This is a genomic window from Treponema sp. UBA3813, assembly GCA_002368605.1.
Classification (GTDB): Bacteria; Spirochaetota; Spirochaetia; order Treponematales; family Treponemataceae; genus Treponema_D.
This window is the reverse complement of sequence record DFEB01000025.1, coordinates 1,879-15,016: the sequence shown is the minus strand read 5'-3', so window position 1 is coordinate 15,016 and position 13,138 is coordinate 1,879. Positions and strand designations below refer to the sequence as shown.

14 protein-coding genes and 1 rRNA gene are annotated in these 13,138 nt (G+C 43.1%); 13 read left to right on the top strand and 2 right to left on the bottom strand.

From position 1 onward, the window contains the following. The first annotated feature begins 81 nt into the window (after positions 1–81). From rrf to B2089_RS03825, 3 genes are all read left to right on the top strand, one after another. Positions 82–191: ribosomal RNA gene (gene rrf, locus B2089_RS03835) — 5S ribosomal RNA — on the top strand. Positions 192–286: 95 nt separating this feature from the next. Then, positions 287–589 carry a hypothetical protein gene (locus B2089_RS03830; protein ID WP_296319915.1) on the top strand — a complete coding sequence of 101 codons (303 nt, stop codon included), beginning with the start codon at positions 287–289 and terminating at the stop codon, positions 587–589. 31 nt (positions 590–620) lie between these two features. Continuing rightward, complete coding sequence (locus tag B2089_RS03825; RefSeq protein WP_296319917.1) at positions 621–1,565, top strand: DMT family transporter; 945 nt, start codon at positions 621–623, stop codon at positions 1,563–1,565. A gap of 163 nt (positions 1,566–1,728) precedes the next feature. Here the strand turns inward: B2089_RS03825 and B2089_RS03820 are convergent, their stop codons facing one another. Both B2089_RS03820 and ilvC read right to left on the bottom strand, forming a co-directional pair. Beyond that, the gene (locus B2089_RS03820; RefSeq protein ID WP_296319920.1) at positions 1,729–1,947 is read right to left on the bottom strand and encodes a hypothetical protein; all 219 of its coding nucleotides are present in this window, start codon (positions 1,945–1,947) and stop codon (positions 1,729–1,731) included. A gap of 22 nt (positions 1,948–1,969) precedes the next feature. After that, entirely contained in the window at positions 1,970–3,448 is a 1,479-nt protein-coding gene (gene ilvC, locus B2089_RS03815; protein WP_296319923.1) for a ketol-acid reductoisomerase, read from the bottom strand. A 216-nt stretch (positions 3,449–3,664) separates the two neighbouring features. Here ilvC and B2089_RS03810 point away from each other — a divergent pair, with 216 nt between their 5' ends. The 10 genes from B2089_RS03810 to B2089_RS03765 all read left to right on the top strand — a co-directional run bounded on the left by B2089_RS03810 (position 3,665) and on the right by B2089_RS03765 (position 13,106). Next, on the top strand, positions 3,665–3,886 hold the full coding sequence (locus B2089_RS03810; RefSeq protein WP_296319925.1) for a hypothetical protein: 222 nt from the start codon (positions 3,665–3,667) through the stop codon (positions 3,884–3,886). A 163-nt stretch (positions 3,887–4,049) separates the two neighbouring features. Beyond that, positions 4,050–4,478 carry a 50S ribosomal protein L13 gene (rplM, locus tag B2089_RS03805; protein ID WP_296319930.1) on the top strand — a complete coding sequence of 143 codons (429 nt, stop codon included), beginning with the start codon at positions 4,050–4,052 and terminating at the stop codon, positions 4,476–4,478. 12 nt (positions 4,479–4,490) lie between these two features. Beyond that, a complete protein-coding gene (gene rpsI, locus B2089_RS03800; RefSeq protein ID WP_296324261.1) occupies positions 4,491–4,886 on the top strand; it encodes a 30S ribosomal protein S9 in 396 nt (131 codons plus the stop codon). 75 nt (positions 4,887–4,961) lie between these two features. Next, positions 4,962–5,441, top strand: coding sequence for a regulatory protein RecX (locus B2089_RS03795; RefSeq protein ID WP_296324257.1), 480 nt, complete (start codon positions 4,962–4,964; stop codon positions 5,439–5,441). A 13-nt stretch (positions 5,442–5,454) separates the two neighbouring features. After that, the gene (locus tag B2089_RS03790) at positions 5,455–6,033 is read left to right on the top strand and encodes a response regulator (RefSeq protein ID WP_296324254.1); all 579 of its coding nucleotides are present in this window, start codon (positions 5,455–5,457) and stop codon (positions 6,031–6,033) included. Beyond that, positions 6,030–7,037 (top strand): SPOR domain-containing protein, encoded by a 1,008-nt coding sequence (locus tag B2089_RS03785; protein WP_296324250.1) that lies wholly within the window; start codon positions 6,030–6,032, stop codon positions 7,035–7,037. The genes B2089_RS03790 and B2089_RS03785 overlap by 4 nt, the downstream gene beginning before the upstream one ends. Positions 7,038–7,058: 21 nt before the next feature. Further along, positions 7,059–8,588 carry a WD40 repeat domain-containing protein gene (locus B2089_RS03780; RefSeq protein ID WP_296324248.1) on the top strand — a complete coding sequence of 510 codons (1,530 nt, stop codon included), beginning with the start codon at positions 7,059–7,061 and terminating at the stop codon, positions 8,586–8,588. A gap of 147 nt (positions 8,589–8,735) precedes the next feature. Then, positions 8,736–9,965 (top strand): hypothetical protein, encoded by a 1,230-nt coding sequence (locus B2089_RS03775; protein WP_296324245.1) that lies wholly within the window; start codon positions 8,736–8,738, stop codon positions 9,963–9,965. Between the two features lie 145 nt (positions 9,966–10,110). After that, positions 10,111–12,282 (top strand): hypothetical protein, encoded by a 2,172-nt coding sequence (locus tag B2089_RS03770; RefSeq protein ID WP_296324242.1) that lies wholly within the window; start codon positions 10,111–10,113, stop codon positions 12,280–12,282. 134 nt (positions 12,283–12,416) lie between these two features. Continuing rightward, on the top strand, positions 12,417–13,106 hold the full coding sequence (locus B2089_RS03765; protein ID WP_296686017.1) for a M15 family metallopeptidase: 690 nt from the start codon (positions 12,417–12,419) through the stop codon (positions 13,104–13,106). Positions 13,107–13,138: the final 32 nt, after the last annotated feature.

The following is a 13,138-nucleotide window of genomic DNA, read 5'->3' as shown; positions in this document are numbered from 1 at the left end:
GGCCATATCCTCGTTCCCGCCGTGACGGCGGAGCCTCACGTGCTTTCTTCCCCCCTTTCCTTTTTTTTCGGTATTTTATATGCCGGTGGCCATGGTGGGGTGGATATACCCGTTCCCGTTCCGAACACGGAAGTCAAGCGCCCCTACGCCGATGATACTCCAGACCGGGGGAAAGTAGGCAGCCGCCGGCTTTTTTTGTTTTCGTCTCGCTTTGCGGCTACTGCTTTTTCAAAATAAAAATTATAAAATCCTTGTAAATCAAAATTTTCTCGTTAGAATAATAAGTATGGAAAATTCTGTAACACGAGTTGCTGTATACAATGAAGAATATGTTGAATTAAATCATGCTTATGTTCAAATGTATAAATTTTATAGTCGTCTTTTAGAGGCAAAAGATGCCGATGATGAAGTTTTAGATGTTATGCGTGAAATCCTTCTCGTTTTTAATCCAACATTAGATAGGATTAAGTCTGAGATGACTGTAAAAACAAGGTTTAAAGAGGACCAAAAAGAAAACAGTTCACTTAAAGAATCTGACTCTCAAAATCATTCTTCCGTAATTTTGCACGGAAATTTCACTGGCGACTGACAAATCTTCTTAAATGTCATAGAATATCGGCATGAACGAAAATCAAACGAATAAATCGATTCTTTCTAATATTTGGGTCGTCTCGCTTGGGGCGGCTCTTTGTTGTTTTTTATGGGGCAGCGCCACTCCCGCTATTAAAACCGGCTACGCGCTTTTCTCCATTGCCGCTGACGACACTCCAACGGTAGTGCTTTTCGCTGGCGTTCGCTTCTTTTTTGCCGGAATCTTCACGACTCTTTTCGGTTCACTTCTTCAAAAGAAAGTTCTCCTTCCCCGCTCTGTGATTGCCTTTAAAAAAGTAGTCGCTCTTGCCATGGTACAGACGATTTTGCAATATTTCTTTTTTTATGGCGGACTTACCCGCTGCCCCGGCGTTAAATCCAGCGTAATACTAGCAACGAATGTTTTTGCCTCTCTTTTGATTGCGGCCCTTCTCTTTAAGCAAGAAAAACTCACCATTTTGAAGATTCTCGGCTGTGTGGTTGGATTTGTCGGCGTCGTTCTCGTGACAGTCACCGGAAAAAGTCTCGACTATCATATTTCTTTCGGCGGCGAGGGCTTTATTTTTTTGAGCAGCGTTTGTTACGGTCTCAGCGGCTGTCTCATGAAATCTTTCAGCCGGGACGAGAACACGGTCATGCTTTCAGGCTGGCAGTTCACCTTTGGCGGTGCTGTCATGATTTTCACGGGCTTTTGTCTGGGAGGTCGTTTTTCTGGTTTTACGCCCCTTTCCGTCCTTCTTCTGGTCTATCTCGTTTTTATCAGTGCGGTGGCTTACACGCTCTGGGGATTGCTTCTTGCCCATAATGATGTGAGCAGAGTCGTGATTTTCGGCTTTTTGAACCCTGTTTTCGGCGTGCTTTTAAGCTCGATTTTCTTGCACGAGCAAAGTCAGACTGGATTTGTGACGATTATTTCTTTGATTTTGGTTTGTATCGGAATCTTTGTGGTGAATTTTCGAAAAAAAGACAGGTGATAAATAATAATATGGGCACTTCCTTTCGGCACTTTTGAAAATCAAAAGTGCCGAAAGGTCGGGCTTTTCGCAGTTTCGTGCTAAAAAGCACTCCATTCCTACACTCACATTCGTTCGCTTCGGAACAGCCCTTGCGGGCTGCAGCTCCAATCCCTAGTGCGTTTTAGAAATTAACGACTCTCAAGATTTTTCCCGTGAAAAGAATGAGGATAAAATCAATCAGCCAAATGATGTTCCAGCCGAAGAAGAGCCGAAGCAATCCTGCAACGATTTTTCCCTCAGAAAAACGAGCGAGAATACCCATGAGTGGTCCCAGAAAGAAACAGAGAATAACGCTGACAAGCCAGGGGAGTCCGAAATAATCTTTTGATGATTTAGCCATAATTTTCTCCTTATTGTATTGATTACAGAACCGGTTTCATTGCTGTCATGTATGCGCGGAGTTTGCGTCCGACAACCTCGATTGGGTGGTTGCGGATTTCTGCGTTTACATTGACAAGCTCAGTGTTGTTCACGCAGTTGTCTTTGTTTGACAGTCCCTTACCGATAACTTCTGTGGTGAGGTTTGGCATGAGGTCTTTTGCCATCATCGGAGCGGCGACGCGGGCGAAGAGGTAGCAGCCATATTCTGCAGTGTCGGAAATGACTCGGTTCATCTCGTAGAGGCGTTTGCGGTCGATGAGGTTTGCGATGAGCGGAACTTCGTGGAGTGACTCGTAGTAAGCGCTCTCCTCTTTGATTCCAGCGTCAACCATTGTCTCGAATGCAAGTTCACATCCGGCTTTAACCATTGCAACCATGAGGATTCCCTTGTCGAAGTATTCCTGCTCGGTGATTTCTTCTTTTGACTCTTCGGTTTTCTCGAATGGGAGTTTACCTGTCTCTTCACGCCATGCAAGAAGGTCTTTGTCTCCGGCTTTCCAGTCTTCCATCATTGTAGAAGAGAATTTTCCAGAAATGATGTCGTCCATGTGCTTCTGGTAGAGAGGAGCAAGGAGCTTTTTGATTTCTTTTGAAAGGGCGTTTGCCTTGATTTTTGCAGGGTTAGAGAGACGATCCATCATGTTTGTGATGCCTCCCCATTTCAAGGCCTCAGAAATTACATTCCAGCCGTGCATCAAAAGTTTTGTAGCGTACTCAGGGGCGATTCCTTCAGAAACCATTTTGTCGTAGCAGACGATTGTACCAGCCTGGAGCATACCGCAGAGGATTGTCTGCTCGCCCATAAGGTCAGATTTAACTTCTGCAACGAATGATGACTCAAGAACACCTGCTTTGCTTCCACCCATGCCGACAGCGAGAGCCTTTGCGTAAGCCCAGCCCTTGCCTTCAGGGTCGTTTACAGGGTGAACTGCGATAAGGTCAGGAACACCGAATCCACGCTGGAATTCGTGCCAAACTTCTGTACCTGGTCCTTTTGGAGCGCACATAACGACAGTGATATCCGGGCGAATCTGCATTCCCTCTTCAATCATGTTGAAGCCGTGTGAGTACCAGAGGGCAGAGCCTTTCTTCATGCGCTTCATGACTTCTGAAATTACTTTTGTGTGCTGCTTATCAGGAGTAAGGTTACCGACGAGGTCTGCTGTTGGGATAAGCTCATCGTAAGTGCCGACTTTGAAGCCGTTCTCAGTTGCGTTTTTCCAAGACTGGCGTTTCTGAGCGATTGCCTCTTCGCGGAGAGCGTAGCTTACATCCAAGCCTGAGTCGCGGAGACAGAGGCCCTGGTTCAAGCCCTGTGCGCCACAACCTACGATTACGATTTTTTTGCCTTTGAGAGCGTTTACTCCGTCAGCGAATTCTTCTTTTGCCATTGAGCGGCAGTGACCGAGCTGCAAGCGAGCCTCGCGCCACGGAATAGAATTAAAATAGTTGTTACCCATTTTTTTCCTCTTAAAAATTATTTGATTTCATTATAGTGATAATTGTGATTGCGTAAAGTGAAATAATCGAAAGTTGATGATGAATTTTATGCAATACGGGGGCTTGGGGGCTTGCCCCCAGGAGATGGGGGTGTGGTGAAGACCGCGGGCGGGCTGAACCCAGGGGGGAAGGCTTTCCCCCTTTGCAATTTTAAATTTTTGTTCTATAATAGCCGTATGTTTACAATAATTTTTGGAATTGCATGTATCGCTTTTACAGTCTTTGCCTGCTTGCCGAATGGACTTGGTTGGAGCAATGAGATTATTTTCTTTTTAAAGGGAGCGGCTCCTGTTCTTGCGGCTTTTGTCGGATTGGTTGCTATTTTGATTGGTATCGCTGATATCCGTGACCGTCAGGAAGCTAAGCGTGAAGAGCTGGAAGCCAGCAATAATGAGTAAAAAAATGATTTTTTCCTTTGTTTCCTATTGATTAAAACAAGAGAAAATTCTAAACTATTAATCCCCGTATATTCATTGTGTGCGACTGCTCATCGCTCACAAGTACCAAGCTGATGATGCAAAACAGCGAAGTACAAAAGAATTTATATTGAAGGTTAAAAGAATGAAAACCATTTTCGTTAAAGACTATGAACAGAAACGCGACTGGTACATCATCGATGCGGAAGGAAAGCCGCTCGGTCGTGTTGCAGCAAAAGTAGCTTCAATCCTTCGTGGAAAACATAAGCCTACTTACACACCAAGCCAGGAAATGGGTGACTATGTTGTTGTAATCAACGCAGAAAAAGTTGCTGTTTCTGGAAACAAACGCACAGATATGCTCTATCGCCACTACACAGGTTTCGTTGGCGGTCTCAAGAGTTTCACTTTTGAAAAATTGATTGAACGCCACCCAACTCGTCCATTGGAGCGCACAATCGCTGGTATGCTTCCAAACGGCCGCCTTGGTCGCCGTCTCATGGGCAATGTTAAAATCTATGCTGGTTCAGAGCATCCACATGCTTCTCAGAACCCGAAAACAATCGAGCTTTAATAGGAGTCTATCATGGCAGTAAAAAATATTGCAATCGGAACAGGAAGACGAAAAACATCTGTTGCCCGCGTATTTGTTCGTGAAGGCTCAGGAAAAATCGTCGTAAACGGCAAAGATGTCGCTGACTACTTCGACACAGAAGCTGAGGTCCGCACTGTTCATCAGCCGCTTCTCGTTACAAATTATGCTAACAAATACGACATCTTGATTAATGTTCAGGGTGGCGGTGTAAAAGGTCAGGCTGCGGCTTGCTTGCACGGAATTTCTCGTGCTCTCTTGCAGATTGATCCAGATGCTCGTGCATCTCTCAAGGCAAACGGTTACCTTACACGAGACAGCCGAATGGTAGAACGAAAGAAGTACGGTCAGCGTGGTGCTCGCCGACGCTTCCAGTTCTCAAAGCGCTAAGATTTATCTTTTGCTTGTACAAATGCCTGCAGCAATGCGGGCATTTTTTGTTTAGCTGTGTGAGCTGTAAGAACGATGACAGAAGAAATCAGCAACGAAACTGTAAAATCAGCGATTCAGGTTGCTGCGCGTTCTCTTGCCAGAACAGAACAGTGCAGGGCCTCTTTAGAACGAAAACTCCGCCAGAAGGAATTTGATGAAAATTCTATTTGCCAGGCATTGGACTTTCTTGAAAAAAAACGATATCTTGATGATGAGCGATATGCGTCGTCATGGGTGAGAAATCATTGTGCTTTTAAACCTCAAGGAAGCATTCGCCTGATAAGGGAATTGTGTGTTCGTGGTGTTTCAAAAGACATCGCTACAAGAGTCGTGAAGTCATATTTCGAGACTGTTGATGAAACTGAATTGTGCCACCTTGCTTTTCAAAAATTAGTTTCTAAGAATAAAAGTGAGCAAAAAATAATAAAATCGCTTGCAGATAGCGGATTTTCATATAAAATAATACAGTGGATATTTAAAAATAAAGAAGGTTTTGATAGTGGCGCAGAATGATAATAAACCTGTCATGTATTCAGCACTTGAAGTTGCTAAGTTATGTGGCGTTGTTAATCAGACGGCAATAAACTGGATTCGCAAAAATCACTTGAAAGCATTCAATACTCCAGGTGGTCAATTCCGTGTGTACCCTGAAGATTTGGTCGAATTTATGCGCTCTCGTAGCATTCAAATTCCACCAGAATTGATTCGCGTGTGTTACGGAGAATCTTATGTTTCTCGAAATTTGATTATCGTTGATGATGACCGTGGCTTAAATACTGTTTTGGCTCGCTTTGTAGAAAAAAGCCTTGATTCTGTTTCCGTATTTCAGGCTTTTGATGGCTTTGAAGCTGGTTCCATTATGAGTGAAAAACAGCCAGGTCTTGTTATCCTTGATCTTGACTTGCCGGGTATCGATGGTTTTGATTTGTGCCGGAGAATCAATGAGAGTGATCGTTTTGGAAAACCTGCAATTGTCGTTATTACGGCTCTCGAAAATGAGGAAATCGAAGAAAAAGTAAATTCTTTAGGTGTATATGCTTTTATGAAAAAACCTCTTGATTTGGTAAAAATCACCGATATTGTAAAAGAAATACTTGACCGATGAAAAAAATTCTTTCCTTATGTTTTCTTGGCGTGACTCTTTCTTCCCTGCTTTTTTCGCAGACAAAGACTGTCACCGCAAAATCTTTGATTGACGCAGCCTCAAAAAAATCATCTATCGAAGAATCACTTTCCTATCTTAAAAAAAATGTCTCTTCTGTTACGGTAAATGCTGAAAAAAGGGCAGTTTATGCTTTCCTTGCGGCTATTCTCGAACAGCAGGGACAATATGCCGAAGCTCAAAAAAATTATGTTCAGGCAGCTTCAATTCAGGGAAGTGCGGATTCCGTTGTGGCTGGTGTTCCTAACAAGAATTCAGAGCAGTTGGTTATTGATGCGGTAAGGTGCTCTTTGTCGGCCGGTGATTATTCCAGTGCCGAAAGTTATCTTAATTCTGCTGTCCGAAATTCAAAAGATGAAAAAATCCTTGCTTATGTGAAACTCTATGAGCAATGGAGCGCCTTGTGTAAGGCGAAAAACGAGTCTGAAACAAAAGAAAGTATCGCTCTTTTAAAAACTTATGCCACATTGGATTCGATGAAGAGCCTTCGTCCGTCAATTTTGCTGACACTTTGGCATCTTACTGGAGAGGCTCAATTTTCCGAAAACTTAAAGAAAAACTTCCCGAAAAGCATGGAAACTGCCATCGTAAAAGGGGAGGTACAGACATTCCCGACACCTTTCTGGTATTTTGTTCCTAGGAGCGGCGTTGATTTGCCTGAAATCTCAAATGAAGGCAGTCTTGCTCCTGTTGTGACAAGCGCTAATCTGGCAACAGAAAAAAGCGAAAAGGCAGTTCGGCTACAGCTAGGTCTTTTTAGGGAAGAGGCGAACGCAAAGGCATTGGTTGACCGGGTTGCCGCTAAAGGATTTAAGGCTCAGATTACCACGGAAATTCGCCCCAGCGGAACAAAGTATTATCTTGTCGTAGTTAATGAAAATTCAAAAGGCACTGTAGGTGAAGAATTGCGGACGGCAGGATTTGACTGTTACCCTTTGTTTGAGTAGATTTTGGAGTGATTTTTATAGATGCGGAGACTTTTTTGCGCTTGCTTTATTACATTTTGTTTCTCTCTTTTTGCACAAGAGGCTGAAAAAGATTTGAGTCAGGATTATCTTGCGAAATCTTCTATGCCTGTAAATGCCGTTGCATGGACTCGTGACGGAAAGTATTTTGCGACCAGCTGGAACAATTCTATAATTCTTTGGAACGCAGGCTCTAATACAATTGCGGCCGTTTATTCTAATTCGGTAGCAGAAAGTTCAAATCCGATGGCAAATGTGATTTCACTTCAGTTTACAAGCGATGGTCGGTATATGCTGAGTCTTCGCGATGACAATACGATTCTTATTCACGGAGTCGGCTCAAACACAGACACTACTTTAATCAGCGGAACTGGCGAGGCTATGAGGGGGGCTGTTTACGCAGGCGATTACAGGGTAGTTCTTCCATTGGACGGAAAGAGCCTTTACGAAAGTTTCAGGCTTGCGGAAACGGGACAGTATATCATCGAGGAAAAATTTTCTTTGGATGAGAATCCATGGGCTTTGAGTGCGAGTCCGTCTGGAAAGCTTCTTTTGCTGACTATGGAAAACGGAGAGGTCAAACTTATTGACTCAAATTCTTGGACTGAAATCTCTTCGTTCAAACGATATACCCTGTCGCGGATAAAACCAAAATTTGCCTCGGACAGCGTTCATTTTTTGGCGGCGGAAAATCCGAATACTCTTTCAGTCTCTTCGATTACAGATGAAAATTATTTTTATACCATTGAGGAGCCGAGCGGATTCTCCTATGCGGCTGAATTTTCAAGTGATGCATTAAAAGTTGTCGCGGGGCTTAACTCAGGAAAAGTCAAAATCTTTGATATCGAAACAGGAGCCGAGGAAAAATCCTTCCAACTTATGTATGGTGACTCCGCGAAAAGCCTTGCATTCAGCCCGGATGATAAATATGTTATCATCGGTACGGAAAAAGGCTATATTTACCGTTGGGTTCTCAACGGCGAGGATTTTGTGCCAGAGAATGATGACGATGATAATAAATTGCAGAATGCGCTTTTACTTGGAGTTGGCTACGGACGTCTGAATTCGGAGTATTACTCTGGTGAGTATATTTTAAGTATTGGCTATAGAAATTACTTTAAGTCTCCCTTTTTCTATGGGGTGGATTTTTCATTTGGAGTCGGTGCTCCTAACAGTGAATTTCCATACACTTATTCTGTCGCTGGTTCATCTTTGAATGCGCCTTATGTATATTCGCTTTCTGCTGGTCCTTGTATCGGACTTGCTTATTATAATGAAAATCTTGATTTAACAGTTTTTAGCGAGGCTATGCTTGGAGTTAATGGCCGGATTTTGTTTAATAATAGCCTGAATTATGGTCATGCCAGCGATTTTAAAACAGGCGTATATGCTGAAACGGATATCGGACTTCAATGGCATTGGATTCGGGCATGGGGTGGAATCAGATATGACACCAATTTGCATTGGCTGGGAAAAATTCATCTAGGTGTGGCGATTCCTACAAAAAGTTTCAAAAATAAAAAACAAAAATAAAATTTTCCCTTTCATATAGGCTCACTGCCTTTTTCTTAAAGTTTTCTTATTTTTCTGCCGATAATACTTATTGGAATTTTCTTTATATTTTAAAATTACAATGAGGTTTTAAAGTTCTGCCGGTGTTTTTGTCGGTGTGACTGAAGTATGAAAAAGTCTGTCACTTGGCTTTCACTCAGTTTCATTTTTCTCATCTTAATTCTGTCATGTAATACATCTATTGATGATATGTTGACGCAGTATAATTCTGGTTTTGTGCCTGTTTCTTATACTTATACAACTGATGAAAATTCTGCCGAAGTTCCTGTTTATGAGCCAGGTGATGCTGGTTTTTATGCTGAGGATATGCTTTATCCGACTTATGTTATTTCTCAAAACTCAACCTTGAATCTTGCAGGACCAAGAAACTGTTCTCGCTATACATGGACGATGACAGACCCGGATGATGAAAAAGATATAGAACTTCCGATAACTTTAATGAATGGATACACAAAGACTGGGCGAAAATATGTACTTTATGTTCCTTTGTCTGGATTGTATGCGAGCAAAACCTTTAAATTAAAATTGACTGTTCTCGGAAATGACGGACACTTATATACAGATACTTGCGGAATATCTGTGTATAAAGATTATTATTTCAATGAAAGCTCTAACCGTAGCATTGTTTTATCAGATTTGACGAATGATTCTTCTGAGTTTTCAAGCAGGATGATTCTGCCTGATTCATATTCAATTTCTGACAGCGATTTGCATTACTATCTTTATGCAAAAAGTGCGGTAACAGGTGCGATTTTTGGACCGAACAAAGTGAGTGTTACGGCAGATGGTGAAAATCCGCAGCGAGGTTCTGTGCTTGTTGATTTGCCGAAATCTAATTACTATCTTACGCTATTTTGTACGAAAGGAATACCGGAGAATGAAGCATCTACAGAGGTCATAAAAGCTTCTTCTGTTTTGATTGGATATGCAAGTGCCGATACACGCTATAATCAGGATGTTGTTTTCTATATGGAAGGTGACGAACTGACTCGTGCTGGATATGCGTCTTTGAAAATTTATACGGATGGCTGGTCTTTGTCAGCTACGGAATACAGCACATTCTCCGTTTCGGCAGAAATCTTAAACTCAGACGAGAGTGCTGCAGATATTGGTTATACGACAAATCTTTCAGATTCAAATTTAACGGCAAATTCTCTTCCAAGTTTGGCAAATCTTATATTTACTGCTGCGCCAAACACTTATTTACTGAAAATCAGCTTCTCGGATGGAGCACGGACATTCACCTGGAGTGATTTGATTGTGATTAATCCTGGGAGCACTACGGAAGCGACCGTTGGTCTACCTCTTATAATCTTTTCAGATGAAGGAGGTGGATAGTCGTGAATGAAAAAATAAATAAGCCAAATATAGTAAGGAGGGAATGAAAGAATTAAAAATATAATTTGGTTGTTTCACAACCTACAACTTATTTGGATTGCACTTTTGTCAATAAACAAAAAACTTTTACTAATGGAGGCAAAATATGAAAAAAATTGCTAAAATTACCGCTTTAGCGGTTGGTTTGTTCGCGCTTCTTTTTGCAGGTTGTTCGGATATTTCAACAGCCGATGCAACTATTAGCACGACACCTTCTTCAAGTAGTGATTCATACAAATCACTTACTTTGGGTGTAACTTCAAGTTCTAATCTCGTAGATTTCTCTGGAAGTTCTGATGACGGTCGTACAATCTTGCCGACTGCTCAGCAGGTTGGAAACTTGTACTTTTATTTGTGTTCAAAAAACAACACGGCGAAGGCAACTGCTTACGCCGCTCCTGTAAATGTCACCGTAACAGCTGACACAACCGACACGACTGGACGCACGGGAACGGTCGTAATCAACCTCAAAAAGGCTGACTATGACTTCAAGTTGTATGCTGTCGCGAAGGGAAGCAACACGACGGCTCCAACTTATGCAACGGAAGCGGCTGTGCAACTTGATGCGGTTCTCGTAGGTTATGCGAACGCCGACATCCGCACTGATGATAAGGTTGATTTCTATCTTACATCAGAAGGTCTCACAAAGAACGGAAGCGTTTCTTTGAAGTTGTACACTGACGGTTGGAAACTGTCTGACTATGAGGGTTACTCTCCATCTGCGAAAATCACTTTCACAAAGAAAACAACGATGGACAGCACTACATATAACGCAGGAGACACCTACTCAGGAAGCAACAAAGATTTCTCTGCAACTAATGACCCGGCAAATCCGTTGGGAGATTCAGTACCGTCTACCGCAAACTACACGGTAACGGTCGCACCAGGCACTTACAACTTTGAGGTTTCATTTGCAGGCTCTGGAACAGGAGCAAAAACCTACACATGGTCTGACCGCCTCATCGTTCTTCCTGGACAGGCAACTGAGCAGACAATTGGAATTCCTTTGGTTATCGCTAAAAAACCTGCCGCTCCGACTGATTTCAAGGCTGGCTACATTGACCCAACGAACGACACAACTCAGTACTACACGGCAGAATTCGTATGGAACGGCGAGTCTATCGACAACGAAGAGAAGTTTGTTCTTCAGTTGATGAGCTTGCCGGCAACAGTCACAGACACTTATCTCACGACTTACAATACCGCTGTCACTAATGCTAGCGCTACTCAGACGGCATTGCAGTCCGCTTGGGATACTTTGAGTTCTTACGCTGGCACAGGTTCTGTAAAAGAATACTCAAATGACTTCTATGGCGATGAGTATGTATGGGTCGCAGGCTCATTGCAGAAGAACAACTCAATGGCACAGTTCAAGCTCTTGCTCGGAAGCCGATATGTCGCTCGTCTCTGCGCACGAAACGACGCAGGTGACTCTGACTGGGCATACGCAACGCTTAACACAGCGATTACCGCAGATGCTGGTACTGGTGCTGTTGCCGCAAACAAATTCACTTCAATTTCTATCAACCGATTCCGAGTTGAGTATGATTTGAGCGGCGGAACTTTGAAAGACAAGAGCGATGCTGATGTCGATACGGTCTACTACTACTGTCAGGAATTCAAGACGACAAGCGGAAGCACGACAACGGGCGGTATTGAAATCATGGATGCAAGCGGAAAGGCAGACTACACATTCAATGTAACGAATGCAACCCCCGCCGTTACGGTTGAAGAACCTAAACTTACTTTGAGCGGAAGCACATGGACCAACTGGCTCTTGAACAACGCAAACTACAACGAGGTCAATGTTTCTCCTGAGAATTACGGCGGATACGAAAGCCTCATCCTTGTCGCTAACTTCGCCACAATCGGAACAATCACCATCCATGACGATGCAAATTATGTAATTAAAGTTGCAGACCTTGCATCTACGTCATCAGGAAGCGGAACAGCCGCAACATTCAGCGGAACCTACCCTGTCGTAAAGATGATTGCAAGCCAGACTGACGATGACACACTGACATGGACTTTGACATATCCAACTGGCGTTAAGTATGACAAAGTGACATTGCTTCTTACAAGCACTGATGGTCAAACCCATTACAATCTTGGTAACATTACAAATGTCACCACAACAGGCGCTACCACAACAGGCACATTCACAATTCCTGTCAGTGAGTACAAGAAAGGTGTTTATCAGGCTGTAATTTCAGCTTGGACAAGCATTAAACCTCAGGATCCGTACACAACAAACATCACGCTTACAATTACAGACTAAGCGATTGTTTCAGGCATGGCATAAGCCATGTCTGGTTTTCAAAAAAAGCCGTGTTTTGGGATGCTTTCCCAAGACACGGCTTTTTCTTCAATGCGGACTGAAATTTTTTTCTTTTTTTGCTATAATTTCTTTAAATGAGACGCTTTTTTCTTTCTGCGATGATTTTTCTTTCGGGGCTTTGCTTTTGCGAGGGGGCTTTTGTGGCTGGCGAAAAAATCCTTGAGACTGTGGATGACGAATTGGATTCTTCTTTTTATATAACTGAAATTTCCGACGAGCTTTTTGCGAAAATGTGGGGCAAGTCTTACAAGGAAAACTGTACGATTCCCCGTTCGGAACTCCGCTATCTTCATCTTCTTCACAAAACGCAGGACGGTTCCACGAAGGAAGGGGAGCTTGTCTGCAATGTAAAAATCGCCGACACTCTCCTTGAGATTTTCAAAAAACTCTATGCAGCGGGCTACCCGATTGAAAAAATCCGCCTGATTGACGAATATAACGCGGACGACGAGAAATCCATGAGCGACAACAACTCGTCCTGCTTTAATTTCCGCTTTATTTCCCACACGACCACGGTTTCAAAGCATGGCTCAGGTCTGGCGGTGGACATTAACCCCCTTTACAATCCCTATTACAAAACTGTCAATGGAAAACCAAATATTGAGCCATTCAAGGGCGCGCCTTACCTTGACCGCAGCAAGAATTTTCCCTACAAAATCGACCACAATGATTTGGCCTACAAGCTTTTTACGGAAGCCGGCTTTGAGTGGGGCGGCGACTGGCAGGGTGTCAAAGACTGGCAGCATTTTGAAATGAGCAAGTAGCGGGCGTTGCGGGCGGCGATTGAGCCCGCAGA

Coding starts and splice junctions, on each gene's coding strand:
- B2089_RS03830 (WP_296319915.1), top strand. CDS start 287: ATGGAAAATTCTGTAACACGAGTTGCTGTATACAATGAAGAATATGTT.
- B2089_RS03825 (WP_296319917.1), top strand. CDS start 621: ATGAACGAAAATCAAACGAATAAATCGATTCTTTCTAATATTTGGGTC.
- B2089_RS03820 (WP_296319920.1), bottom strand. CDS start 1,947: ATGGCTAAATCATCAAAAGATTATTTCGGACTCCCCTGGCTTGTCAGC.
- ilvC (WP_296319923.1), bottom strand. CDS start 3,448: ATGGGTAACAACTATTTTAATTCTATTCCGTGGCGCGAGGCTCGCTTG.
- B2089_RS03810 (WP_296319925.1), top strand. CDS start 3,665: ATGTTTACAATAATTTTTGGAATTGCATGTATCGCTTTTACAGTCTTT.
- rplM (WP_296319930.1), top strand. CDS start 4,050: ATGAAAACCATTTTCGTTAAAGACTATGAACAGAAACGCGACTGGTAC.
- rpsI (WP_296324261.1), top strand. CDS start 4,491: ATGGCAGTAAAAAATATTGCAATCGGAACAGGAAGACGAAAAACATCT.
- B2089_RS03795 (WP_296324257.1), top strand. CDS start 4,962: ATGACAGAAGAAATCAGCAACGAAACTGTAAAATCAGCGATTCAGGTT.
- B2089_RS03790 (WP_296324254.1), top strand. CDS start 5,455: ATGTATTCAGCACTTGAAGTTGCTAAGTTATGTGGCGTTGTTAATCAG.
- B2089_RS03785 (WP_296324250.1), top strand. CDS start 6,030: ATGAAAAAAATTCTTTCCTTATGTTTTCTTGGCGTGACTCTTTCTTCC.
- B2089_RS03780 (WP_296324248.1), top strand. CDS start 7,059: ATGCGGAGACTTTTTTGCGCTTGCTTTATTACATTTTGTTTCTCTCTT.
- B2089_RS03775 (WP_296324245.1), top strand. CDS start 8,736: ATGAAAAAGTCTGTCACTTGGCTTTCACTCAGTTTCATTTTTCTCATC.
- B2089_RS03770 (WP_296324242.1), top strand. CDS start 10,111: ATGAAAAAAATTGCTAAAATTACCGCTTTAGCGGTTGGTTTGTTCGCG.
- B2089_RS03765 (WP_296686017.1), top strand. CDS start 12,417: ATGAGACGCTTTTTTCTTTCTGCGATGATTTTTCTTTCGGGGCTTTGC.